This is a genomic window from Citrobacter sp. RHB36-C18 (assembly GCF_013814485.1).
Taxonomy (GTDB): domain Bacteria; phylum Pseudomonadota; class Gammaproteobacteria; order Enterobacterales; family Enterobacteriaceae; genus Citrobacter; species Citrobacter braakii.
Genome location: NZ_CP057125.1, coordinates 1,766,001 through 1,791,288 on the forward strand (window position 1 = coordinate 1,766,001; position 25,288 = coordinate 1,791,288).

General features: G+C 53.9%; 18 protein-coding genes. 6 read left to right on the forward strand and 12 right to left on the reverse strand.

The genetic code is table 11. The annotated features are described in order from the left end of the window. Positions 1-113 precede the first annotated feature (113 nt). Positions 114-809: an aquaporin Z gene (aqpZ, locus tag HVZ52_RS08280; RefSeq protein ID WP_003840208.1), complete on the reverse strand. Its 696-nt coding sequence runs from the start codon at positions 807-809 to the stop codon at positions 114-116. A 372-nt stretch (positions 810-1,181) separates the two neighbouring features. On the opposite strand from aqpZ, the gene HVZ52_RS08285 reads away from it, so the two are divergent. Beyond that, complete coding sequence (locus HVZ52_RS08285; RefSeq protein WP_016153655.1) at positions 1,182-2,840, forward strand: ATP-dependent endonuclease; 1,659 nt, start codon at positions 1,182-1,184, stop codon at positions 2,838-2,840. Here HVZ52_RS08285 and HVZ52_RS08290 read toward each other — a convergent pair. Further along, on the reverse strand, positions 2,837-3,787 hold the full coding sequence (locus HVZ52_RS08290; RefSeq protein ID WP_016156939.1) for a VirK/YbjX family protein: 951 nt from the start codon (positions 3,785-3,787) through the stop codon (positions 2,837-2,839). The genes HVZ52_RS08285 and HVZ52_RS08290 overlap by 4 nt on opposite strands. 160 nt (positions 3,788-3,947) lie before the next feature. On the opposite strand from HVZ52_RS08290, the gene macA reads away from it, so the two are divergent. Both macA and macB read left to right on the forward strand, forming a co-directional pair. Continuing rightward, positions 3,948-5,063 carry a macrolide transporter subunit MacA gene (gene macA, locus HVZ52_RS08295; protein ID WP_131379616.1) on the forward strand — a complete coding sequence of 372 codons (1,116 nt, stop codon included), beginning with the start codon at positions 3,948-3,950 and terminating at the stop codon, positions 5,061-5,063. Beyond that, positions 5,060-7,006 (forward strand): macrolide ABC transporter ATP-binding protein/permease MacB, encoded by a 1,947-nt coding sequence (gene macB / locus HVZ52_RS08300; RefSeq protein WP_181599109.1) that lies wholly within the window; start codon positions 5,060-5,062, stop codon positions 7,004-7,006. Before macA ends, macB begins: the two co-directional genes overlap by 4 nt. A 75-nt stretch (positions 7,007-7,081) precedes the next feature. On the opposite strand, the gene cspD is transcribed toward macB, so the two are convergent. Beyond that, positions 7,082-7,306, reverse strand: a complete 225-nt coding sequence (gene cspD / locus HVZ52_RS08305) for a cold shock-like protein CspD (protein WP_003036813.1) — start codon at positions 7,304-7,306, stop codon at positions 7,082-7,084. A gap of 323 nt (positions 7,307-7,629) precedes the next feature. Here cspD and clpS point away from each other — a divergent pair, with 323 nt between their 5' ends. Both clpS and clpA read left to right on the forward strand, forming a co-directional pair. Further along, positions 7,630-7,950, forward strand: coding sequence for an ATP-dependent Clp protease adapter ClpS (gene clpS / locus HVZ52_RS08310; protein WP_003036810.1), 321 nt, complete (start codon positions 7,630-7,632; stop codon positions 7,948-7,950). 30 nt (positions 7,951-7,980) lie between these two features. Next, positions 7,981-10,257 carry an ATP-dependent Clp protease ATP-binding subunit ClpA gene (gene clpA, locus HVZ52_RS08315; protein WP_016153651.1) on the forward strand — a complete coding sequence of 759 codons (2,277 nt, stop codon included), beginning with the start codon at positions 7,981-7,983 and terminating at the stop codon, positions 10,255-10,257. A gap of 258 nt (positions 10,258-10,515) precedes the next feature. Here clpA and yegQ read toward each other — a convergent pair whose 3' ends face one another. The 8 genes from yegQ to HVZ52_RS08355 form a co-directional block, all read right to left on the reverse strand. Next, positions 10,516-11,877 carry a tRNA 5-hydroxyuridine modification protein YegQ gene (yegQ, locus tag HVZ52_RS08320; protein WP_046275427.1) on the reverse strand — a complete coding sequence of 454 codons (1,362 nt, stop codon included), beginning with the start codon at positions 11,875-11,877 and terminating at the stop codon, positions 10,516-10,518. A gap of 159 nt (positions 11,878-12,036) precedes the next feature. Then, on the reverse strand, positions 12,037-12,369 hold the full coding sequence (locus HVZ52_RS08325) for a YegP family protein (protein ID WP_019077150.1): 333 nt from the start codon (positions 12,367-12,369) through the stop codon (positions 12,037-12,039). Positions 12,370-12,504: 135 nt separating this feature from the next. After that, positions 12,505-13,227 carry a two-component system response regulator BaeR gene (gene baeR / locus HVZ52_RS08330; RefSeq protein WP_019077149.1) on the reverse strand — a complete coding sequence of 241 codons (723 nt, stop codon included), beginning with the start codon at positions 13,225-13,227 and terminating at the stop codon, positions 12,505-12,507. Continuing rightward, positions 13,224-14,627 carry a two-component system sensor histidine kinase BaeS gene (baeS, locus tag HVZ52_RS08335; protein WP_016153606.1) on the reverse strand — a complete coding sequence of 468 codons (1,404 nt, stop codon included), beginning with the start codon at positions 14,625-14,627 and terminating at the stop codon, positions 13,224-13,226. Before baeS ends, baeR begins: the two co-directional genes overlap by 4 nt. Continuing rightward, positions 14,627-16,039 carry an MFS transporter gene (locus HVZ52_RS08340; protein WP_016153605.1) on the reverse strand — a complete coding sequence of 471 codons (1,413 nt, stop codon included), beginning with the start codon at positions 16,037-16,039 and terminating at the stop codon, positions 14,627-14,629. The genes baeS and HVZ52_RS08340 overlap by 1 nt, the downstream gene beginning before the upstream one ends. Next, positions 16,036-19,116, reverse strand: coding sequence for a multidrug efflux RND transporter permease subunit MdtC (gene mdtC, locus HVZ52_RS08345; protein WP_181599110.1), 3,081 nt, complete (start codon positions 19,114-19,116; stop codon positions 16,036-16,038). The genes HVZ52_RS08340 and mdtC overlap by 4 nt, the downstream gene beginning before the upstream one ends. Beyond that, positions 19,117-22,239, reverse strand: a complete 3,123-nt coding sequence (locus tag HVZ52_RS08350; protein WP_094761710.1) for an MdtB/MuxB family multidrug efflux RND transporter permease subunit — start codon at positions 22,237-22,239, stop codon at positions 19,117-19,119. Continuing rightward, a complete protein-coding gene (locus HVZ52_RS08355) occupies positions 22,239-23,486 on the reverse strand; it encodes an MdtA/MuxA family multidrug efflux RND transporter periplasmic adaptor subunit (RefSeq protein WP_181599111.1) in 1,248 nt (415 codons plus the stop codon). Before HVZ52_RS08355 ends, HVZ52_RS08350 begins: the two co-directional genes overlap by 1 nt. Before the next feature lie 279 nt (positions 23,487-23,765). On the opposite strand from HVZ52_RS08355, the gene HVZ52_RS08360 reads away from it, so the two are divergent. Continuing rightward, positions 23,766-23,825: a type I toxin-antitoxin system Ibs family toxin gene (locus HVZ52_RS08360; RefSeq protein ID WP_109017525.1), complete on the forward strand. Its 60-nt coding sequence runs from the start codon at positions 23,766-23,768 to the stop codon at positions 23,823-23,825. A gap of 99 nt (positions 23,826-23,924) precedes the next feature. On the opposite strand, the gene yegD is transcribed toward HVZ52_RS08360, so the two are convergent. Beyond that, the gene (gene yegD, locus HVZ52_RS08365) at positions 23,925-25,277 is read right to left on the reverse strand and encodes a molecular chaperone (protein ID WP_046275425.1); all 1,353 of its coding nucleotides are present in this window, start codon (positions 25,275-25,277) and stop codon (positions 23,925-23,927) included. Positions 25,278-25,288: the final 11 nt, after the last annotated feature.

The following is a 25,288-nucleotide window of genomic DNA, read 5'->3' on the forward strand; positions in this document are numbered from 1 at the left end:
GAAATGCGCCAGCACACACTACTCAATGCAAAGAAGGGAGTAAAGTTGCAAATAAAAGGAAATATAGCGGGGAAAAAAAGACCTGACTTGCGCCAGGCCTTTTTTGTTATCGATTAATCGCGTTTTTCCAGCAAAGTGCGGTAAATAAGACCGCCGAGGACCCCACCGATAATCGGCATAACCCAGAAGAACCACAATTGCTGTAATGCCCAGCCGCCCTGGAAGATGGCTACGGCGGTACTACGTGCCGGGTTAACGGAGGTGTTGGTAACCGGAATACTGATCAAGTGGATCAGGGTTAACGCCAGACCAATCGCAATAGGTGCAAAACCTGCCGGAGCATGTTTATCGGTCGCACCGTGGATCACTAATAAGAAACCAGCGGTCAAAATAATTTCAATTACGACGGCAGACAGCATTGAATAGCCGCCAGGTGAATGTTCACCAAAGCCGTTCGAGGCAAAACCACTGGCAGTTGCGTCAAAACCAGCTTTACCGCTGGCAATAAGATACAGTGCCGCTGCTGCAACAATACCGCCCACAACCTGAGCGATAACATAACCAATAACGTCTTTTGCCGGGAAGCGACCGCCCGCCCATAAACCGAAGGTCACCGCCGGGTTAAAGTGTCCGCCGGAAATATGACCTACGGCGAAGGCCATGGTTAATACGGTCAAACCAAACGCCAGCGCGACACCGGCAAATCCAATACCCAACTCCGGGAATGCTGCGGCCAGAACTGCGCTACCGCACCCACCAAAGACGAGCCAAAACGTACCGAAGAATTCGGCTGCTAATTTCCTGAACATAACCACCTCAATTAAAAGTTCCGGGTTCGTGTTCCTTACCCGGTAATTCATCGCTAAAAGGGACGATGATGAAAGAGCCGGTATTTTAGAAAAAAACATCATCCCTTCGCCAGTTAAATTGATGAAAAAATTTGATTTAAGGCAATATGTTGTGATTCCTTTTTGAATATTGGATGAATGAAGCATAGTTCAATTAGCAAAACGGCGATGATTGAGTTCTGAAATAATATTCCGGGGAAAACATAAGAAGAATATTCTTATATTTTTTGATTTCTGCGACTAACCTCCTGATCATATCGGGTGTCCTGAGCGCCCGCTTGCCGTTATACTCCTGATAACTTGAAGGAAAAAGTTAGCATTTCCGGAGGCTATATGATTCTCGAACGCGTTGAGATTGTTGGATTTCGTGGTATTAACCGTCTGTCGTTGATGCTGGAGCAAAGCAACGTGCTGATTGGGGAGAACGCGTGGGGTAAGTCCAGTCTGCTGGATGCTTTAACCCTGTTGCTGTCGCCGGAAACTGATTTGTACCACTTTGACCGCGAAGATTTCTGGTTCCCGCCGGGTGATATACAAGGCCGGGAACATCATCTGCATATCATCCTGACGTTTCGTGAGTCTCAACCAGGTCGCCACCGCGTGCGCAGGTATCGTCCTCTGGAAGCCAGCTGGACGCTGTGTCAGGATGGCTATCACCGCATTTTCTATCGGCTGGAAGGTGAATGTGCGGACGACGGTAGCGTTCTGACGTTACGCAGTTTTCTGGATGGCGAGGGCCATCAGCTTCCCCTCGACGACATTAACGATCAGGCGCGGCACCTCGTGCGTTTGATGCCAGTACTGCGCCTGCGCGACGCGCGTTTTATGCGACGGATCCGTAACGGTACTGTGCCGGATTCGGCGGATGTCGAAGTGACCGCGCGGCAACTGGATTTTCTGGCACGTGAACTGGCTACCCGACCGCAAAACCTGACAGATGGGCAGATACGTCAGGGTTTATCGGCCATGGTACAGCTATTGGAACACTATTTTTCTGAGCAGGGTTCCAGTCAGTCCCGCTATCGTCTGATGCGTCGACGATCCAATAACGAACAACGTAGCTGGCGCTATCTGGATATTATCAACCGTATGATTGATAGACCGGGCGGACGGACGCACCGCGTGATCTTGTTGGGACTGTTTTCGACGCTGTTACAGGCCAAAGGTACGCTGAGGCTGGATAAAGACGCCCGGCCGTTACTGTTGGTAGAAGATCCTGAAACGCGTTTACATCCGATTATGCTGTCGGTTGCCTGGCACCTGCTGAATTTGCTTCCACTGCAACGGGTGGCGACCACCAACTCAGGTGAGTTACTGTCCCTCACCCCCGTGGAACACGTTGTCCGCCTGGTGCGTGAGTCTTCCCGCGTCGCCGCCTGGCGGCTTGGGCCAGGTGGGATCAGCGCAGAAGATGGTCGGCGTATTGCCTTTCATATTCGTTTTAACCGTGCATCGTCGTTGTTTGCCCGCTGTTGGCTGCTGGTGGAAGGCGAAACGGAAACCTGGGTCATTAACGAACTGGCCCGCCAGTGTGGGCACCACTTTGATGCGGAAGGTATCAAAGTCATTGAATTTGCCCAGTCCGGCCTTAAGCCGCTGGTTAAGTTCGCCCGCCGGATGGGTATCGAGTGGCATGTGCTGGTTGATGGTGATGAAGCCGGGAAAAAGTATGCCGCTACGGTGCGGAGTTTGTTGAATAACGACAGAGAAGAAGAGCGCGATCATTTAACCATGCTTCCCGCGCTGGACATGGAACACTTTATGTATCGCCAGGGGTTCGCTGACGTATTCCACAGGGTGGCGCAAATCCCCGAAAACGTGCCCATGAATATGCGCAAAATTATCTCGAAGGCGATTCACAGGTCGTCAAAACCAGATTTAGCCATTGAGGTGGCGATGGAAGCCGGGCGGCGCGGCGTTGACGCGGTGCCAACGCTGCTGCGAAAAATGTTTTCCCGCGTGCTGTGGTTGGCACGCGGCAGAGCGGATTAGTTGCGAAACATCGACGACAGCTGCGAGTGGATGCTGTCCAGTAGCTGGTAGCGACGGCGGTATTCCGCGCGTTTTTTGCTGGCAATGTCCGCTTCGCTTTTTCGCGCCATTGTGCGTGGGATATGGTAATAGCCGTGACTGTCGCACTCACCGCCAACCGACTCCCAAAATGCGTTGTAGTCGGAAAGTATCACCTTGTTTTTATCGTGGTAACGCGGGCTGCGAAAGATATGCTGTTCATTACTGACAGCCAGAATTTGTTTAATATTCAATTGTTCTGCAAAACAGCAAATGGCTTCCATCACAATACGTTTAGGGAAAATCCCGTAGCATGATTTGGTCGCTTTTTGAATTTCTTCATGTGGCAGTAATCGACTGCCTCCCTGTAACCCGCCAATAAACAGTGTGCTGCTTCCTTGATAATTGCACAGCGTAAACGTCATTTCCGCTAAAGTCTCGCCAGCGCTATTGCGTACCAGAATGGTACTTTCACCTTCTTTATCCAGTGAGATAAATGAGCCCAGTATTACGCTAAATATTTCGCTATTTTTGCCTTCAATTTGTGCCAGTTGTAATCCATCCGCACTTAAATAAGCTTTATATTCCGTGGCTGAAAAAGAGCTGCGGATAGCATTGTAATGAAAACGCACAGCATCCAGTTTCATTTTCCGATCAAGGTTTTGTGCGAGATAGGCGCGATGTAGGCGAACCGGCAGACGAGGCTGGCGTGCCAGTACGCTATCGAGATCAGGCCATTGCGCCAGTTCAGTCATCCATTCATGCATTAATCGTGGCATAAGCGCTGAGCGCAACAAAAACTTACGACGGAAGCTACGCTGATGCCAAAATTTTCCAGGGCGCCAATGTCCGGTCATCAGGCTACAAAAGAGGCTAAAACTTGTGGCGGGTTTTGAAGAATGAAAAGTGCTGTCAGTTAGCTGGCTCATAATAACAATCCGATGGATACTCTGGTACTAATTTCAACACAGCGGATCTTAACCATTCATCAATAACTCTGTTATTCTTGCGTTTTTCAACGGTTATTTATTTAACGTTGATGTTTACCACTCCACTCTGGTGGACGTATTGGGGGAAATTGGGACATTTATGAAGCTCAAGGGAAAAATCAAAAAGCGCTATTTTCTCTTCGCCATCATCATTATTGTGGCGATAATTGCACTTTGGCGAACGCTTAATGCGCCTTTACCTCAGTATCAAACGTTAATTGTGCGTCCGGGCGATCTGCAGCAAAGCGTACTGGCAACCGGGAAACTGGATGCGTTGCGTAAAGTTGACGTCGGGGCGCAGGTAAGCGGGCAGTTAAAAACGCTGTCGGTCGCCATTGGCGACAAAGTAAAAAAAGATCAACTGCTTGGCGTTATCGATCCTGAACAGGCGCAAAACCAGATTAAAGAGGTTGAAGCGACGCTGATGGAATTACGCGCTCAGCGTTTACAGGCTGAAGCCGAGTGGAAGCTGGCGCGGGTAACGCTTTCCCGTCAGCAACAGCTGGCGAAAACCCAGGCTGTCTCGCAGCAGGATCTCGACACGGCGGCTACTCAGATGGCGGTCAAACAGGCGCAAATCGGCACAATTGATGCGCAAATTAAGCGTAATCAAGCCTCTCTCGATACGGCAAAAACCAACCTTGATTACACCCGCATCGTCGCGCCAATGGCAGGCGAAGTCACGCAAATTACTACCCTTCAGGGGCAAACCGTTATTGCTGCCCAGCAGGCGCCTAACATTCTGACATTGGCAGATATGAGCACCATGCTGGTGAAAGCGCAGGTTTCCGAGGCGGATGTGATTCACCTGCATCCCGGGCAAAAGGCCTGGTTTACCGTACTGGGCGATCCTCAGACGCGCTACGAAGGTAAGCTCAAAGATGTTCTTCCGACGCCAGAGAAAGTGAATGATGCGATTTTCTACTATGCTCGCTTCGAAGTTCCCAACCCGAAAGGGATCCTGCGTCTGGATATGACCGCGCAGGTCCATATCCAGCTCACGGATGTCAAAAATGTCCTGACGATCCCGCTGTCGGCGCTGGGCGATCCTATTGGCAACAATCGTTATAACGTCAGGCTGCTGCGTAACGGCGAAACCCGTGAACGCGAAGTGGTTATCGGCGCGCGTAATGACACCGATGTGGAGATCGTTAAAGGGCTGGAAGAGGGGGATGAAGTCATCACCAGTGAGGGCAACGCTGGAGCGCCAAAATGACGGCATTGCTTGAACTGAGCAATATCCGCCGCAGCTATCCGTCAGGCGAAGGTCAGGTCGAGGTATTGAAGGACGTATCCTTGAGCATTCAGGCCGGGGAAATGGTGGCGATTGTCGGGGCGTCTGGCTCGGGTAAATCGACGCTGATGAATATTCTCGGCTGTCTGGACAAACCCACCAGCGGTACGTATCGGGTTGCCGGGCGCGATGTCTCCACGCTGGATAGCGATGCGTTAGCCCAGCTGCGTCGCGAACATTTCGGTTTTATCTTCCAGCGTTATCATTTGTTGTCGCATTTAACCGCCGCGCAAAACGTTGAGGTGCCTGCAGTCTATGCTGGCACCGAACGTAAGCAGCGCCTGGCCCGTGCGCAAGAACTCCTGCAGCGACTGGGTCTGGGCGACAGAGTCGACTATCAGCCTTCCCAGCTTTCCGGTGGTCAGCAGCAGCGGGTCAGTATTGCGCGTGCGCTGATGAACGGGGGACAGGTTATCCTCGCCGACGAACCCACCGGCGCGCTGGACAGCCATTCAGGCGAAGAGGTGATGGCGATTTTGCATCAGTTGCGCGATCGCGGGCATACGGTGATTATCGTCACTCACGACAGCCTGGTCGCCGCACAGGCCGAACGCGTCATTGAAATTCGTGACGGCGAGATTGTGCGCAATCCGCCGTCGCACAAACCCTCTACCGGGCGCGATATCGCGGAGCCGACGGTGAAAACGGCGTCCGGCTGGGGGCAGTTTGTCAGCGGTTTTCGCGAAGCGCTCACTATGGCCTGGCTGGCAATGGCTGCGAATAAAATGCGAACGCTTCTGACCATGCTTGGGATCATCATCGGTATTGCTTCGGTGGTGTCGATTGTGGTGGTAGGCGATGCGGCTAAACAGCTGGTGCTGGCAGATATTCGCGCTATTGGCACCAATACCATCGATATCTATCCTGGCAAAGATTTCGGCGACGACGACCCACAATATCAACAGGCGCTGAAGTATGACGATTTAACGGCGTTACAGAAGCAGCCCTGGGTCAGTTCGGTGACGCCTGCGGTGTCGAAAAACCTGCGGCTACGCTATGGCAATATCGACGTGGCAGCCAGTGCTAATGGCGTTAGCGGCGACTATTTCAACGTCTATGGCATGACGTTTAGCGAAGGGACCACTTTTAACGCTGAACAACTGGCGGGTCGCGCTCAGGTGGTGGTGCTCGACAGCAATACCCGTCGTCAATTGTTCCCCAACAAAGCGAAAGTTGTCGGCGAAGTCGTGCTGGTGGGGAATATGCCTGCCACGGTGATTGGTGTTGCAGAAGAGAAACAGTCGATGTTTGGCAGTAGCAAGATCCTGCGGGTCTGGCTGCCTTACAGCACCATGTCCGGGCGAATTATGGGGCAGTCGTGGCTGAACTCGATCACCGTGCGGGTGAAAGACGGTTTTGATAGTGCCCAGGCCGAGCAGCAGCTCACCCGACTACTGACGTTACGCCACGGTAAGAAGGATTTCTTCACCTGGAATATGGACGGTGTCTTGAAAACCGCCGAAAAGACCACACGTACATTACAACTCTTCCTGACGCTGGTGGCCGTGATTTCGCTGGTGGTCGGTGGGATTGGTGTGATGAATATTATGCTGGTTTCGGTAACCGAACGAACGCGCGAGATTGGCATTCGTATGGCGGTTGGCGCCCGCGCCAGTGACGTACTGCAGCAGTTCTTAATTGAAGCGGTGCTGGTGTGTCTGGTTGGCGGCGCGTTGGGCATTAGCTTGTCGATGCTGATCGCCTTTACGCTTCAGCTATTCCTGCCTGGCTGGGAAATAGGTTTCTCACCCGTAGCCTTATTGACGGCGTTTCTGTGTTCGACTGCGACCGGGATTTTGTTTGGCTGGCTACCGGCGCGAAATGCGGCGCGGCTGGATCCGGTAGATGCTCTGGCGCGGGAATAATACCATCGAGATAAAAATGCCAGCCAGCAAAGGCTGGCATTTTGACTGCGGGATGTACACAATGAAACAGAAGAGCTATGCGACAGCTTCTGCTTCAATGACAGGCACGATGACACTGGCATGATTGCCTTTTGGCCCCTGGTGGACATCAAACTGGACAGACTGCCCGGCTTTTAGCGTTCTGTAACCATCCATCTGAATGGTGGAGTAATGGGCGAAAATATCTTCGCCGCCGCCTTCGGGGCAGATGAAACCAAACCCTTTGGCGTTGTTGAACCACTTAACAGTACCCGTTTCCATGCTTCGACATCCTTCGTAAATCTTATATAAGTAAGATGGAATGAACCGGTGGCGGAGTGGGGGCTGTTCAAAACCTCGCCAACTCTCGAAACTACAATTTAGAGAAATCAGGCGAGGCGTCAAGCGCCAGGCTGACGGAATAGGGTAAAAATGCATCAAAATTTGAAGCAGTTAACGCTATTGTCGGTTATGTGACAGATGTCGCGGATGGCACTAATAGATGATAGTTATCTAATACTTGAGGTAGATTGATTGTGCGCATAGGCTGCTTGTCAGCGGCAAGATTTTCTGCCGGAAACCGTAACTGAAGATGACGACTGACAATGGGTAAGACTAACGACTGGCTGGATTTCGATCTGCTGGCGGAAGATAAATTGCGCGACGCGCTAAAACCGCCATCTATGTATAAAGTGATATTAGTCAATGATGATTACACTCCGATGGAGTTTGTTATTGACGTGTTACAAAAATTCTTTTCTTATGATGTAGAACGTGCAACGCAACTGATGCTTGCCGTTCACTATCAAGGTAAAGCGATTTGCGGCGTATTCACTGCCGAAGTGGCTGAAACCAAAGTTGCGATGGTGAACAAGTATGCGAGGGAGAACGAGCATCCGTTGCTGTGTACGCTAGAAAAAGCCTAAATGCAGGCATAAATATTGGGGGAGGTGCCTATGCTCAATCAAGAACTGGAGCTCAGTTTAAACATGGCTTTCGCCAGAGCGCGCGAGCACCGACATGAGTTTATGACCGTCGAGCACTTGCTACTGGCATTGCTCAGTAACCCATCGGCCCGCGAAGCGCTGGAAGCGTGTTCTGTGGATCTGGTGGCGCTGCGTCAGGAACTCGAAGCCTTCATTGAACAAACCACACCCGTATTGCCTGCCAGTGAAGAAGAGCGCGACACGCAGCCAACGTTGAGTTTTCAGCGTGTGTTGCAACGCGCGGTCTTTCATGTTCAGTCCTCCGGGCGCAATGAAGTTACCGGTGCTAATGTGCTGGTCGCCATCTTCAGCGAGCAGGAATCTCAGGCGGCTTATCTGCTGCGTAAGCATGAAGTGAGTCGCCTTGATGTGGTGAATTTTATTTCTCATGGCACGCGCAAAGACGAACCAAGTCAGTCCTCTGACTCTGGTAATCAGCCGAATAACGAAGAGCAAGCTGGCGGGGAGGACCGTATGGAGAACTTCACGACTAACCTTAACCAGCTTGCCCGTGTGGGCGGAATTGATCCGCTCATTGGCCGGGACAAAGAGCTGGAACGCGCCATTCAGGTACTGTGCCGTCGTCGAAAAAATAACCCGCTGCTGGTGGGTGAGTCTGGCGTCGGGAAAACCGCTATTGCGGAAGGCCTAGCCTGGCGTATCGTCCAGGGCGACGTGCCGGAAGTGATGGCTGATTGTACCCTTTACTCTCTGGATATCGGCTCGCTGCTGGCGGGTACCAAATACCGTGGCGATTTTGAAAAACGCTTTAAGGCGCTGCTGAAACAACTGGAACAGGATACTAACAGCATTCTGTTTATCGATGAGATCCACACCATTATCGGCGCGGGTGCGGCATCGGGCGGCCAGGTGGATGCGGCTAACCTGATCAAACCGTTGCTCTCCAGCGGTAAAATCCGTGTGATAGGCTCCACAACCTATCAGGAATTCAGCAATATCTTTGAAAAGGACCGCGCGCTAGCACGCCGTTTCCAGAAAATCGATATCACTGAGCCGTCGGTAGAAGAGACCGTGCAGATCATCAACGGTCTGAAGCCGAAATACGAAGCGCACCATGATGTTCGCTACACCGCCAAAGCGGTGCGTGCAGCGGTCGAACTGGCGGTGAAATACATTAACGATCGTCATCTGCCGGACAAAGCGATTGACGTGATCGATGAGGCGGGCGCGCGGGCGCGTCTGATGCCGGTCAGTAAGCGCAAGAAAACCGTCAACGTGGCGGATATCGAGTCCGTCGTGGCCCGCATTGCGCGGATCCCGGAGAAGAGCGTTTCGCAGAGCGATCGCGATACGCTGAAAAACTTGGGCAACCGTCTGAAAATGCTGGTATTCGGACAGGATAAGGCCATTGAGGCGCTGACTGAAGCGATCAAAATGAGCCGTGCTGGTCTGGGACACGAGCATAAACCTGTCGGTTCGTTCCTGTTTGCCGGACCGACTGGCGTTGGTAAGACCGAAGTCACGGTGCAGTTGTCCAAAGCGCTGGGTATTGAGCTACTGCGGTTTGACATGTCCGAGTATATGGAACGTCACACCGTCAGCCGCCTGATTGGTGCGCCTCCGGGATATGTCGGTTTCGACCAGGGCGGTTTGCTGACAGATGCTGTCATTAAGCATCCGCATGCGGTACTGCTGCTGGATGAAATCGAAAAAGCGCATCCTGATGTCTTTAACCTGCTGCTGCAGGTGATGGATAACGGTACGCTGACCGACAATAACGGGCGTAAAGCGGATTTCCGCAACGTGGTGCTGGTCATGACCACCAACGCCGGCGTGCGTGAAACCGAGCGTAAATCGATTGGGCTGATTCATCAGGACAACAGTACTGATGCGATGGGCGAAATCAAAAAAGTGTTTACGCCGGAATTCCGTAACCGTCTCGACAACATTATCTGGTTCGATCATCTCTCTACTGAGGTGATTCATCAGGTTGTTGATAAGTTTATCGTCGAACTTCAGGTTCAGTTGGATCAGAAAGGTGTCTCTCTGGAAGTGAGTCAGGAAGCCCGCGACTGGCTGGCTGAGAAGGGCTATGACCGCGCAATGGGCGCACGCCCGATGACGCGCGTTGTCCAGGATAACCTGAAAAAACCATTGGCTAACGAACTGCTGTTCGGTTCGCTTGTGGATGGCGGTCAGGTGACCGTTGCGCTGGATAAAGAGAAAAATGAGCTGACTTATGGTTTCCAGAGTGCGCAAAAGCACAAGCCAGAAGCAGCACATTGATATCTAATCACCTAATCAACCGGGCGTAATGCCCGGTTTTTTTTCGCCTGAATGTCGTGATTTGAATAGGGGGGGTAAACGGCAGGCAAAAAATAAGCCTGCGTAAGGGAGATTACGCAGGCTAAGGAGGTGGTTCCTGGTACAGCTAGCATTTATGGGTTATGTTTTTCAGCGGATGGGATAATACCCTTAATGAACGAAGCGGTATGTGATCGATTTCTAAGAATCTTCCGAACGCTGAAAAATAACCGTAATTAACTACTTAGCATGTGGGTTGCGCGTGGACTCACCGGTAAAATTACGCATCAACAATGCATAATTCAGATCGATATCCTCCGGTACAGGCATCCACACGGTGTAACCATCGCCCGGCGCAACCGGCATCGCTTCGCCTTTCGCGTTTTCCATCTGTTCGAGGGTAAAGTTGATGTTGCCCTGTGGGGTCATCAGCTCCAGGCTGTCGCCGACGGTGAATTTATTTTTCACCAGCACAGCCGCCAGTTCACCTTTACGTTCGCCAGTGAATTCGCCGACAAACTGCTGACGCTCGGAAACAGAGAAGCCGTATTCGTAGTTCTGATAGTCGTCATGCGTATGGCGGCGCAGGAACCCCTCGGTGTAACCGCGATGCGCCAGACCTTCCAGCGTTTCCAGCAGTTGCGGGTCGAACGGTTTACCGGCAGCGGCATCATCAATGGCCTTGCGATAAACCTGCGCGGTACGTGCACAGTAATAGTATGATTTAGTACGGCCTTCAATTTTCAGCGAATGCACGCCCATCTGAGTCAGGCGCTCAACGTGGGCAATGGCACGCAAATCCTTCGAGTTCATGATGTAAGTGCCGTGTTCGTCTTCAAACGCGGTCATGTACTCACCCGGACGCTGGGCTTCTTCGATCATAAAGACTTTGTCAGTCGGCGCGCCAATACCCAGCGTCGGCTCAACATTTTGTACCGGGATAGGCTCGTACTTATGCACGATATTGCCCACCACGTCTTCTTTGCCTTCCTGCACGTTGTATTCCCAGCGGCAGGCATTGGTACAGGTACCCTGATTTGGGTCACGCTTGTTGATGTAGCCAGAGAGCAGGCAGCGGCCGGAGTAAGCCATGCACAGCGCGCCGTGAACAAAGATCTCAATTTCCATATCCGGCACCTGGGTGCGGATTTCTTCAATTTCTTCCAACGACAGTTCGCGGGACAGGATCACACGGGTCAATCCCATCTGCTTCCAGAATTTCACCGTCGCCCAGTTTACGGCGTTAGCCTGTACTGAAAGGTGAATGTCCATGTCAGGGAAGTTTTCGCGCACCAGCATAATCAGACCGGGGTCGGACATGATCAGTGCATCCGGCCCCATTTCCACCACCGGTTTCAGGTCACGAATGAAGGTCTTCAGCTTGGCGTTATGCGGGGCAATATTAACCACCACATAGAATTTTTTACCCAGTTCATGGGCTTCATTAATGCCTAGCTGCAGGTTTTCGTGATTGAATTCGTTGTTGCGTACGCGCAGTGAGTAACGCGGTTGGCCCGCATATACAGCGTCTGCGCCATAGGCGAAAGCGTAACGCATGTTTTTCAGCGTTCCCGCCGGGGAAAGGAGTTCCGGTTTAAACATAATTTTCTCGTTCTGATGACAGGTCAGACTCGCCTCACTCAATGAGGCGGTTAGGGGAGTGCCCCCATATTAAGGGCGGGCATTGTAGCGCTGTGGGGAAGACAGGTAAAGAAAAACGCCGGGCGACAGCGTGGCGTTACCCGGCTGAGCGAGTCATTATCAGGTTTTATCTTTTATCGTCTGAGTTACACCATTGGTCTTAACTGAAGCAATACCGGTCTCGCGCGACTGTTCATTCGCATACAGTTGACTGCTACCAATAATCTGGTGGTTTGCTGCTTTCAGATTGAAATGCAATTTGCCATTAGCTGCCGTTTTTTTCTCGTAACGCTCGGCCAGAGGGCTGTTAGCCTGGACAGATGCGATCCCTTTTTCTGCCGCGCCTTTTGTCGTGTAAAGCTCACTGGTAAGGATCGTTTCCCCGTTTCCAGCCTTAAGAACAAAGCGGTACTGATCATCGCTACTCTTGCTTAATTCAAACCAACCAGCCATATGAACTCCTTGATTAAAGTTTTATATCAAACAGTTATTGACGACAGTGTTGCCACAAAGAGTATGAGCGATATTTGGAGAGTTGCTAGTCAACAGGACTCCACGAAGCCGCGGAGTCCTGCAGGACGGGAGTGTTTACGCAATCCGACAGGCGTCGGCTTCCCAGCGATACCCTACGCCATAGACCGCGCGGATAAACGACTGTTCCGCATCCAGCGATTCCAGCTTGCGTCGCAGGTTCTTAATATGGCTGTCGATGGTTCGGTCGGTAACGACACGGTAATCGTCATAGAGATGATTGAGCAACTGTTCACGGGAGAACACTTTTCCCGGTTCATGCGACAGCGTTTTGAGTAAGCGAAATTCAGCAGGCGTTAAGTCGAGCATTTTCCCACGCCAGGATGCCTGAAAACGACCTTCATCGACGATCAACGGGCTGTCAGCATCCATCTGTTGCAGTTCGCGCTGCGGCTTGCAACGGCGCAGAATCGTCTTCACGCGAGCAACAACTTCACGCGGGCTGTAGGGTTTGCAAATATAATCATCCGCACCGATCTCCAGCCCAAGCAGGCGATCAATTTCTTCTATCTTGGCGGTTACCATCATGATGGGGACTTCAGAGAATCGGCGGATTTCCCGGCACAGAGTCAGGCCGTCGGTACCAGGCAGCATCAGATCCAACAAGATCAGGTCGGGCGGCGTCTGACGCACATAAGGAAGAACCAGATCGCCGTGGCTGATGAGCGTAGGAGCGTAGCTTGCCGCGCGCAGGTAGTCGATAAGCAGTTGCCCCAGCTTGGGCTCGTCTTCCACGATCAGAATACGCGGCGTGTTTTCATCAATGGGTAACTCAGTCATACATCTCTCTGTAAATCGCGTTCCAGCGGTAATGTTACTGTAATGCTAACCCCGCCAAAAGGCGAATGGGCGGCGCGAATCAGACCATTATGCGCCTGTACGATATTGACGCAAATTGCCAGCCCCAGCCCGGAACCACCGCTGGCACGGTTACGCGAGCCTTCGGTGCGATAAAAGCGTTCAAACAGCTTCTGTAACTGGTCGTCACTCACGCCGGGAGCGGAATCAGCGAAGGTTAATAAAACCATACGCTCGCGTTGTTCGGCGCTGATGTGCAGCCCGCCGCCGCTGTCGGTATAGCGCAGACTGTTTTCCAGCAGATTGTTGAACAACTGCATCAGACGATCCCTGTCGCCAAATACCGTCATGCTGTCCGGGAGTGAAAGTTGTATCGTCAGTCCACGGCTGGCAAAGCGTTCACGAAATGCGCCACTTGCCACTTCCAACAGGGGGATGAGATCCAGCGATGTTTTCTGGTAGGCCAGCGCGCCTTCATCAGACATGGAGAGCTGATGCAGATCGTCCACCAGCTTGGTGAGCGTACCCACTTCAGCCTGCAAAGAGGCAACGGAGTCAGGGGTGAACTGGCGTACGCCATCCTGAATGGCCTCCAGTTCACCGCGCAACACCGCTAACGGCGTACGCAGTTCGTGAGAAATATCGGCCATAAAGTCACGACGCATCTGCTGGTTTTTTTCCAGCGTACTGGCAAGCTGGTTGAAGTCCTGCGCCAGCTTGCCCAGCTCATCCGTACTGGTCGGCGCAACGCGAGTGGTGAAATCACCAGCCGCCAGTTTGTGCGTGCCTTCTACCAACCGCTTGACCGGGGCCAGCAGACTGCGCGCCAGCGTAAACGTTGCCAGCGCCGCCAGGATCGTGGAGAGCGCGACGATGAGCCAACTGGAACGTCTTTGCTGCATGTCGAAATTGATATCCGTATTGCGCGTTAAGCGTTCCACGGGAGAGGCAATCACGGCACCGACTTCGCTACCGTTGACGCGGATCGGATGGCGCATACCGTCACGGGGGACCGGAGCACGCGGACCGACCAGCACGCGGGCATTTTGGTCGACAACCCAAAACTGCGTACGCCAGCCGTGCGGCGGCATGCCGGGACCCGGTTTATCATCGTCGTTGTCGTGTTCAAATGAGCGCAGGATCTGAAAAACAAACCGATCGTTATTGCGTAAGAATCGCCAGTTGCCGTGCTGTTCATACTGCTCGCTTAATGCGTCGCTGAGCATTTGCAGCCGCTGTTCGTTACCGTGCTTGATATAGTCAATAAAACCGCGTTCGAAGCTTATGCGTACGGCCCAGTGCATGCTGATCAGCAACACGATGCAGGTGGCGAAAATCGCCAGAAACAGTTTGCCGGTGATACCGGGCCGCCAGAACTTCATCAGGTGCTCCTCTTGCGCCGTGAAATCACCGCGTTGGTTTGCGTGTCGTTCGGCACGCGGGCAAAAATAATGGCGGGCAGCGCGATAATGAATGCGATGCACAGCCAGGTATACATAAAGACGGTATGCGTACTTCCGCTGTCGATGACGCTATGCTGCTGACCGAACATGCCTAGCAGCAGTCCCGCGATGGTCACCCCGATACTCATCGATAGCTGCATGATCATTGACAGCAGGCTGTTACCACTGCTGGCGAGATCGTCAGGCAGGTCTTTTAACGTCAGGGTGTTCATGGATGAAAAGCGCGTTGAGTTGACCATTCCCTGTAAGAACAGTACGAAGGGCAGGGCGTAATACCAGCCGAGCAGCGCGGTGGTCATCAGCAGCAGACTGACCAGCGACAGGCCAAGCGTTGTAGCGACCAGTACGCGACGGTAGCCAAAGCGATTAACGACCTGCACCACAATGCGCTTCATGCCCATACTGCCGAGCACCATCGGGATCATCATCAGCCCGGCATGAAAGGGAGAAAAACCGAGGCCTATTTGTAAAAACACCGGCGTCATAAACGGCAGCATACCGCTACCGATGCGTCCGGCAAAACTGCCGAAAAGACCCAGCGAGAAGGTCGGTGTGCGAAACAGATTCAGGCTGAACAGCGCGCGTGGATTACGATGGGCGTGTTTCAGATACAGCGCAATAGCCAGCACTCCGCAGATAACCAACGCTGCCAGCGAGATACTGGAGATGCCGGTTCCTTTACTGCCATCAAGTGCCAGCGTCAGTACCGCCATGCCGACTGCCAGCATCGCAAATCCGGAGAGATCGAAGCGTCGGGTTTGCATGGTGTAGTTGGGCATCAGCATTAACGTCGCTATCGCGCCGACAATGCCAACCGGAATGTTAATCAAAAATATCCAGTGCCAGGAGGCGTACTCAACCAGAATACCGCCTAATGCCGGTCCCAGTAGCGGGCCAATCTGACCGGGCAATGTGACAAACGTCATCGCCGCCATATATTGCTCACGTGGGACGATTTTCATCACCGTTAGCCTGCCGACCGGCACCATCATCGCACCGCCAACGCCTTGTAAGACGCGCGCCATCACCAGCTCGTTGAGTGTGCTGGACCCGGCGCAAAACAGCGAGCCAAGCGTAAACAGGATGATGGCGGTGAAGAAGATATTACGCACGCCAACTTTGTCCGCCAGCCATCCGCTGGCGGGCAGCATCACGGCAACGGTTAAAACATATGACACAATGACCATATGCATGTGTAACGGGCTTTCCCCGAGGCTTGCCGCCATCGAGGGAAGCGCAGTATTCACGATGGTGGTATCCAGCGACTGCATAAAAAAGCCGAATGCCACAATCCAAAGTTGCCAGCGGGTGCTGTCGGGAAGTTCTGTCATAACTCTGCTACCGGTTTGCTGTTTTTACGCGAAAAACGCAGACGCAGACGGTCGAAAAAGAGATAGACCACGGGCGTGGTGTACAGCGTCAGGAGTTGACTCACGACCAGCCCGCCGACAATGGTTATCCCCAAAGGTTGACGTAGTTCGGAGCCATCCCCGGCGGATAACACCAGCGGCAGCGCGCCAAACAACGCCGCCAGCGTGGTCATCATGATTGGGCGAAAGCGCAGCAGGCAGGCCTGGAAAATGGCTTCTTCTGGCTGCAGCTTGCCATTTCTCTGCGCTTCCAGCGCAAAATCGACCATCATGATGGCATTTTTCTTCACAATGCCAATTAATAGCATTATCCCTATCAGGGCGATTAGGCTGAACGGGGCATTGAACAGCTCCAGCGCCAGCAAAGCCCCGACGCCAGCTGAAGGTAGCGTGGAGAGAATGGTCAGGGGATGGACATAGCTTTCATACAGCATCCCCAGAACGATGTAGACTGTGGCAATGGCGGCGATAATCAGGATCACCTGTGAGTTCATGGTGTCCTGAAATACCTGTGCCGTGCCGGCAAAGCTACCGCGAACCGTGGAGGGGACGCCGAGCTGGGTCATGGTTCTGTTGATAGCCTCTGTCGCCTCAGACAGTGAAGAACCTGTTGGCAGGTTAAACGACACGGTTGAGGCAGCGGACAAGCCCTGATGGTTTACCGACAGCGGGGCATTCGCCGGTTGCCATTTGGCAAAGTACGATAGCGGGATTGCCTTACCGTCATTGTTGATGACGAACATTTTTTCCAGCGCGCTGATGTCCTGGGTGTAACGTCGATCGACCTCCATCACCACTTTGTACTGGTTCATCGGTTGATAAATAGTTGAAATTTGGCGTTGTCCAAAAGCGTTGTTCAACAGGCTGTTAGCGGCTGCAACGTCGATCCCCAGACGAGACATGGTGTCGCGATCGTAGACCAGGTTCATTTCCGCGCCATTGTCCTGCTGATCGGAGTTGACATCCGCCAGTTGGGGCAGGGCGGCAAGCGCCTTACGGATCTTCGGTTCCCACTCGCGCAGTGCCGCCAGATCGTCGGAAAGCAATGTGTATTGATAGCTGGCATTGGCCTGGCGACCGCCGACGCGAATATCCTGCACCGCCATCAGAAACAGATTCGCGCCAGGCTCTTTTGCAAGCGCGACGCGCAGGCGGTCGATCACCTGCTGAGCGGTTTCACCGCGCTCATCGCGTGGCTTGAGGGTGATAAACATCATCCCGCTGTTAACCCGGGAACCGCCGGTAAAACCGGTGACGTTATTCACCGCCGGGTCGTCGCGGATGATCTTCATAAAGTCCTGCAGTTTGCCGCGCATCGCCTGGAAAGAGATGCTCTGGTCGGCCTGAATCCCCCCCATCAACACGCCCGTATCCTGCTCCGGGAAGAAGGTTTTGGGGATGGAAATATAAAGCCAGATATTCAGCGCAATGGTGCCAAGTAACACCACGCCCACCAGTCGCGTATGGCGCAGCACCCACTTAAGCGAAGTGCCGTAACTCTGTTGCAGTGCCACCAGCACACGACCAAAACCCCGTTTACGAGACTGTTCACGCGGGGCGCTGGATTTGAGCATCCAGCCACACATCATTGGTGTTAATGTCAGCGACACCAGTAGCGAGATACCGATAGCAACTGACAGCGTGACGGCAAATTCGCGCAGCAAGCGCCCAGGCAATCCGCCCATTAACAGCAGCGGGAGGAACACCGCTACCAGCGACAGGCTCATTGAGAGCACCGTGAATCCCACTTCGCGCGTACCCTGTAGCGCCGCCTGCAGTGGCTTCATTCCCGCTTCCAGGTGGCGGGCAATATTTTCCAGCACCACGATCGCGTCATCAACGACAAATCCCGTGGCAATGGTCAACGCCATTAATGACAGGTTGTTCAGGCTGAATCCGCACAGATACATGGCGGCAAAGGTACCGATCAGCGAGACCGGAACCGCTACCGCAGGGATCAGGGTCGCGCGCCCGGAGCGCAGGAAAACAAAGACCACCAGAATAACCAGCGCAACGGAGATAATCAGCGTTTGTTCGACTTCCTCCAGCGAGGCGCGAATGGTCGGTGAACGGTCCTGGGCAATTTGCAGATCGATGGCGGCCGGGACCAGCGTTTGTAACTCCGGTAATTTGGCCCGAATGCTGTCTACCGTCTGAATAATATTGGCTTCTGGCAGCTTGCGGATCATCAGCAGGATAGCCGGTTTTGCGTTGGTCATCCCCGCGTTACGTACGTCCTGCACCGAGTCGCTCACAGACGCAACATCGCCCAGCCGCACCGCAGCGCCGTTATTGTAGTGGATGATAATCGGCTGGTACTCGGCGGCGGTTTTCAGCTCATCGTTGGTTTGTACCTGCCAGCGGTGGGTATCATTCTCGATAGCTCCCTGCGGCTTACGCACATTGGCGTTAGCAATCGCGCTACGCACGTCGTCCAGCGACACGCCCTGATTAAACAGCGCTTGCGGATTAAGCCCTACGCGCACGGCAGGCAGAGAGCTGCCCCCAACGTCGACGTCACCCACGCCGTCGATTTGCGCGATGGTCTGTGCTAATTGGGTTGATGCGAAATCGTACAGCTCACCCTGCGAGTAAGTGTCCGACGTGAGCGTCAGGATCATGATTGGCGCATCGGAAGGGTTGGCTTTGCGGTACGTGGGGCGGCTTGGCATACCGCTGGGTAGCAGGCTTTGCGCTGCGTTAATCGCGGCCTGAACATCCCGCGCCGCGCCATTGATGTCACGGTCGAATTTGAATTCAAGAATAATGCGCGTACTGCCAAGGGAACTGCTCGAGGTCATTTCGTTCACGCCCGCGATGCGCCCCAGTGAGCGCTCCAGCGGGGTGGCTACCGAAGACGCCATCGTTTCAGGGGAAGCGCCCGGTAATGATGCGCTGACCATGATCACCGGGAAATCCACCTGCGGCAGCGGAGCTACCGGCAGCAGACGAAAGCCCAGTATCCCGCACAGGGTGATGGCCACCGAAATGAGAATGGTCGCCACCGGACGATGAATGAAAAGCGCGAAAAATTTCATTTACGCTTCCTCTTCCTGACGCGGGAAGCGGCTTTTCACGTACAGCGACAGACGGTCAAACAGCAGATAAATCACCGGGGTGGTAAACAGGGTTAATACCTGGCTTACCAGCAGACCGCCGACCATACCAATTCCTAATGGACGACGTAATTCGGCCCCCACGCCGGTACTTAACATCAGCGGCAACGCGCCGAGCAGTGCCGCCAGCGTAGTCATCAGAATCGGGCGAAAACGCAGCAGACAGGCCTGGAAAATAGCGTCGCGTGGGGTCATGCCCTGTTCGCGCTCCGCGGCAAGGGCGAAGTCGATCATCATGATGGCGTTTTTCTTGACGATACCGATAAGCAAAATAATGCCGATAATCGCGATGACGTCCAGTTCACTGCCGGCAATCATTAACGCCAGGAGGGCGCCGACGCCCGCCGTGGGTAGCGTGGAGAGAATGGTAATCGGGTGAATAAAGCTCTCATACAGCACGCCGAGGACGATATACATCGCGACAACCGCAGCCACAATCAACCAGATGGTATTACCCAGTGCGGCCTGGAAAGCGAGCGTACTGCCCTGGAACTGGGTGGTAATATTTGCTGGCAGATTGAGCGTTTTTTCGGCATCCAGAATTGCCTGCACCGCATCGCCCAGCGAATGACCGTCCGGTACGTTGAACGAGATGGTGGTGACCGGGAACTGATCGAGGTGGTTAATCGACAGCGGAGCGAAACGCTGTTCAATGCTGGCGATTGCGCTAAGTGGAACCACGCCGCCGTCGCTGCTGGTCAGACGGATAGTGTCCAGTGCAGCAAGCCCCGGCGTACTGTTGGTGTCATGTTCCAATACGACGCGATACTGGTTGGCCTGGGTGTAGATGGTTGAAATCAGTCGCTGGCCGAAGGCGTTGTACAGGGCGTTATCGACATCCGCCATGCTGATGCCTAAACGGCTGGCGCTATCGCGATTGACGTTCACATACGCCACCAGCCCTTTGTCCTGCCAGTCGCTACTGACATCGGACAGTTGCGGTAGCTGGTGAAGTTTTTCTAACAGCTGTGGAACCCAGGTGCTGAGGGCGTCAAGGGACGTTGCTTGCAGCGTAAACTGATATTGCGTCCGGCTGACCTGGGTATCAATCGTCAGGTCCTGGGTGGGCTGAAGATAGAGATCAACGCCGGGTACTCTGTCAACCGCGTCCTGTAGGCGTGCGATCACTTTCTGCACGCGATCGTCGCGATCGTCCAGCGGCTTAAGGTTGATTTGCAGACGCGCGCTGTTCAATGCCGGATTAGTACCATCCACGCCGACAAAAGCGGTCAGGCTCTCTACCGCCGGATCTCGAAGGATGACATCGGAAACCTGGCGCTGGCGCTGGGCCATGCTGGCAAATGAACTGGACTGCGGCGCCTGCAGCGTACCCTGGATGATGCCGTTGTCCTGGATTGGGAAGAACCCTTTGGGGATAAAGACCCATAACATAACGCTCAGTGCCAGCGTGCCGAGCGCCACGCCCAGCGTGAGCCACGGATGATTCAGCACTTTTGCCAGCCAGTGACCGTACCCGGCAATGACGCGATCGAACATACGCTCCGAGGCGCGGGAGAAGCGGTTTTGCTTACGCAACGAGGCCTGATTAAGCATGCGCGCGCACATCATCGGCGTGAGGGTGAGCGAGACGACGGCGGAAATCAGAATTGCCACGGCCAGCGTAACGGCAAACTCGCGGAATAATCGGCCAACGATATCACCCATAAACAACAGCGGGATCAGCACGGCGATTAGCGAAAATGTCAGAGAGATGATGGTAAAACCAATCTCACCAGCCCCCTTCAGGGCGGCAGTCAGCGGTTTTTCGCCTTTTTCGATATAGCGTGAAATATTCTCGATAACCACGATAGCGTCATCCACTACGAATCCTGTCGCGATGGTTAGCGCCATTAGGGTCAGGTTATTGATGGAGAAATCAAGAAATACCATCACCGCGAAAGTACCGATGAGCGACAATGGAACGGCGACCGCAGGAATAATCGTCGCCGGAATATTGCGCAGGAACAGGTAGATGATCATCACCACCAGCGCAATCGCCAGCATTAGCTCAAACTGGGTGTCTGCAACGGACGCACGAATATTGGTCGTACGATCCGAAAGCACGCTGACCTTAACTGATTTGGGCAGGCTTTCGGTGAGCTGCGGCAGCATTTGACGGATACTGTCTGCCGTGGAGATGATGTTCGCCCCAGGCTGGCGCTGAACATTCATCACAATGGCTTGTTGCTTATTGGCCCATGCGCCCAGCCAGCTATTTTCTGCCCCTTGTTCGACGGTGGCGACATCGCCCAGACGAACCGGCGCACCGTTTTTATAGGCCACGATGAGCTGGCGATATTCGTCTGCGGACTGCATCTGGTCGTTGGCGGAAAGGGTGACAGCACGCGTTGGGCCATCAAGACTCCCTTTTGCCGAATTGACGTTAGCCCCGGTAATGGCTGTACGGATGGTTTCGCTGGTCAGACCGAGTGCGGCAATAGCCTGTGCGTTAAGCTTCACGCGGACCGCCGGTCGTTGCCCGCCGGAAAGTGTTACCAGACCGACACCGGAAACCTGAGAGATTTTCTGCGCGACGCGGGTTTCGACCATATCTTCCACCTGCGTCATCGGCATGGCGCTGGACGTGACCGCCAGCGTCATGATCGGTGGATCTGCCGGGTTTACCTTGCTGTAGACCGGCGGATTGGGCAGATCGCCCGGTAATAAATTGGTGGCGGCGTTAATCGCAGCCTGAACTTCCTGCTCGGCAACATCCAGCGGGAGTGTCAGTTGAAACTGCAACGTGACGACCGATGCGCCGCCGGAACTTTGCGAGGACATCTGTTTTAAGCCGGACATCTGTCCGAACTGACGCTCAAGCGGCGCGGTTACCGCCGAGGTCATGACGTCCGGGCTGGCGCCCGGGTACAGCGTAACGACCTGAATCGTGGGGTAATCGACTTCCGGTAAGGCGGCGATCGGCAGGAAACGATAACCGATAATACCGGCAAGCAAAATCGCGACCATCAGCAGCGTGGTGGCGACCGGTCGCAGAATAAACAGGCGTGATGGCCCGCCTGTGTTGTGCGGAGGTAACACCTGCATCAGGAGTTAGCTCCTTTTTTGCCGTATCCGCGGGGCGCAGTTTTCTCGTCCTGAGCTGAGGCGTCATGCGCCTCTACAACTTCTACTTTTGCGCCTTCCGTCAGGCGGTCAATACCGTCGGTTACGACCCGATCACCTGCGGACAACCCTGCGGCGATCACTACTTTTTGGCTATCCTGAATACCTGGTTTAACCAGATGTTTGCTCACTTTATTCTCGCTGTTCAGCACCCAGACAAAATGGCCCTCATTGCCCATCTGCAGGGCGGCCGTTGGGATCACCACGGCGTTTTGTTCCGTGTCGACCAGCATGCGGGCGTTAACGAACTGGTTAGGGAATAAAGCATCATCCTGATTGTCAAAACGGGCTTTAACTTTGATGGTTCCGGTCGTGGCATCAATCTGATTGTCGAGACTGAGCAGGACGCCTTCGCTCAGTTTTTGCGAATTGGTTCGGTCCCAGGCTTCAACCTTTAACGGAGTCCCCGATTTTTGCGCCCGCAACACGGTGGCAATGTCGTTTTCAGGCAAGGTGAATATCAGGTCGATAGGATGGGTTTGCGTAATGACGACGATTCCGGTGGTATCGCCGCTGGAAATTTGGTTACCGACGTCGACCTGCTTCAGACCGACACGCCCCTCTACAGGCGCGGTTATCCGACTCCAGTCAAGCTGCAATTGGGCGCTGGCGACGCTGGCTTCATCGGCTTTGATTGTCCCTAATGTTTCATTTACCAGCGCCTGCTGGGCATCCAGCTCCTGGCGGGAGACCAGATTAGTTTTCACTAGCTGTTGATAGCGGGCAAGATCGCGACGGGCATTTGCCAGCGTGGCTTTATCTTTTGCCAGTTGGCCCTGCGCCTGAGCCAGAGCAACTTTGAACTGGCTGGGATCTATCTCTGCCAGCAGGTCGCCGGCTTTTACCTGCTGTCCTTCCTCGAAGTGTAAGGCAATGAGCTGACCATCCACCCGGCTACGTACCGTGGCGGTATTTGCGGCAGTAATGGTACCCAGTCCTGTCAGGTAACGCGGAACGGCTTCCATGGCGGCGGTGGCAGCCTGAACGGGAGCCAACGGCCCGGAGCGCATTCCACGCCGTCCCGAACCTGGCGTGTGCTGCGCTGGTTTGGTAGCGCCCGGTGCGTTTTCCTGGGCGTCGTTACGGCTTTGCCAGAACCAGATGGCGGCGACGGTGGCCACAACGATCGCGATTGCTATCACCCAGCGGGATTTTTTACTGCCTTTCATTGTTATAAGTTTCTCATCCTGAAACGATTCGCGGAATGATACTAGTTTAGCCAGCGAACAAGGGAGAAAAATGGAGGAATTATGAAACACTGTCGGGATTCGTCTGAATGCTAATGCGGCTTTGCGAAGCGTTACGCAACAATCGGTGGTGAAGATAGCGAATACGTGATTGTGCGTTAGAGTGCTGATAAGGCAAAAAGGAGGAGAGCCAGAGATTTCAGCGGGACGCTGGAACGGGAAAGCCCCTCCCGAGGAAGGGGCCAAAATAAGGAAAGGGTTATGATGAAGCAGGTCATCATACTGGTGATACTCTTAGTGATTAGCTTACCGGCTTACTAAGACACCAGGGGGAGGGGAAGCCCTCCCTAACCCTCACTCCTGAAAATAAGCCACAGCAATGGTGATGTCAATACGCGTACTTTTCAGCATGCGAGCCGCTTAGCGGAAAACAACGTCAGCCCAGCGGGCCAGTCCGGCAGTAACGGAACCGAAATCATCGCCCCCCGCGATCGGAATCCCGGGAAGTTGCTGGGCGAGGGCTTTTTTAATCAGCGGCGAACGCGCGCTACCGCCGGTCAGGTAAATCACGTCCGGTTTTTCCTGCGCGTTTTCCAGCGCCAGTTGAACCTGCTCCAGAATGCGCGCCAGGGGCTGATTGAGCGCAGCTTCCAGCCCGTGTTGACTGATATCGGTTGCCAGCGTGTCGCTGATAAACGGTATCGCCGCCGTCACAATGGTCTGATCGGAAAGCGCGATTTTGCTCTCTTCTGCGCTACGCACCAGGCGATAGCTCAGACGCTCGCGCCAGACTTTAAGCAGTAGGGCGACTTTATCGGCTTCTTTCGCGTCACGGACAAGATCGTTGAGCAAGCGACCGTTGGCGCTACTGTAGAAGTCACTTTGCGCGGGAACATCGTTGATCGCGACCGCGTTCCACCAGGGCAGAATAGGTAAGGCGATCCCTTTTTCCGTTTCTCCCCCCATACCGAGCAGCGGCATCAGATGTTTAAACGCCAGCGCAATATCCAGATCGTTCCCGCCAACGCGGCAGCCGCTATGCCCCAGCAGGCTGTTTTCGCGATCGGCGCGCTGATGCCATTGCGGCCCCATCAGCAGCAGTGAACAGTCGGTTGTACCCCCGCCAATATCCACCACCAGCACGCGTTTTTCTTCCTGCAGCGTGGCTTCGTAATCCAGACCAGCCGCTACCGGCTCGTACTGGAAGACGACATCCTGAAAACCGGCGCGTTTAGCCGCACGTTCAAGAATACCCTGCGCCTGGGCGTTGGCGTCATCGCCCCCTAACCCCTGGAAGTTGATGGGACGACCAATAACGGCCTGGGTGATGGCTTCCGGTAACTGATTTTGTGCCTGGTTGCGTATGTGCAGCATCATCGCGCAGACCAGATCTTCAAACAGCGCAACCTGCTGCGGCTTCAGACCGCTGGCACCCAAAAATGATTTTGGCGATTTAACGAAATACACCTCTTCCGGGTCTTCAATATATTGACCCAGCGATGCCAGACCGAACTGCACGCTGTTGGCGTTAACGTCGATGTCTTCTTCGCGGTTATAGCGCATCGCGCGGCGAAGCAGCGCCTGCGTTTCGTCGTCAGTGGTTGGGATGTCGTGATGGCGATACAGCCACTCGCTGACCGCTTCGCGCGTTGGCGCGCACAGCATTGAAGGCAGAAGCGTGCTGTTATTTTCCATTTTGAGCAGGTGAGGCTGCCCATCACGCATAACGGCCACTGAACAGTTTGCCGTACCGTAGTCAAAACCAATAAACACCGTAAAAATCC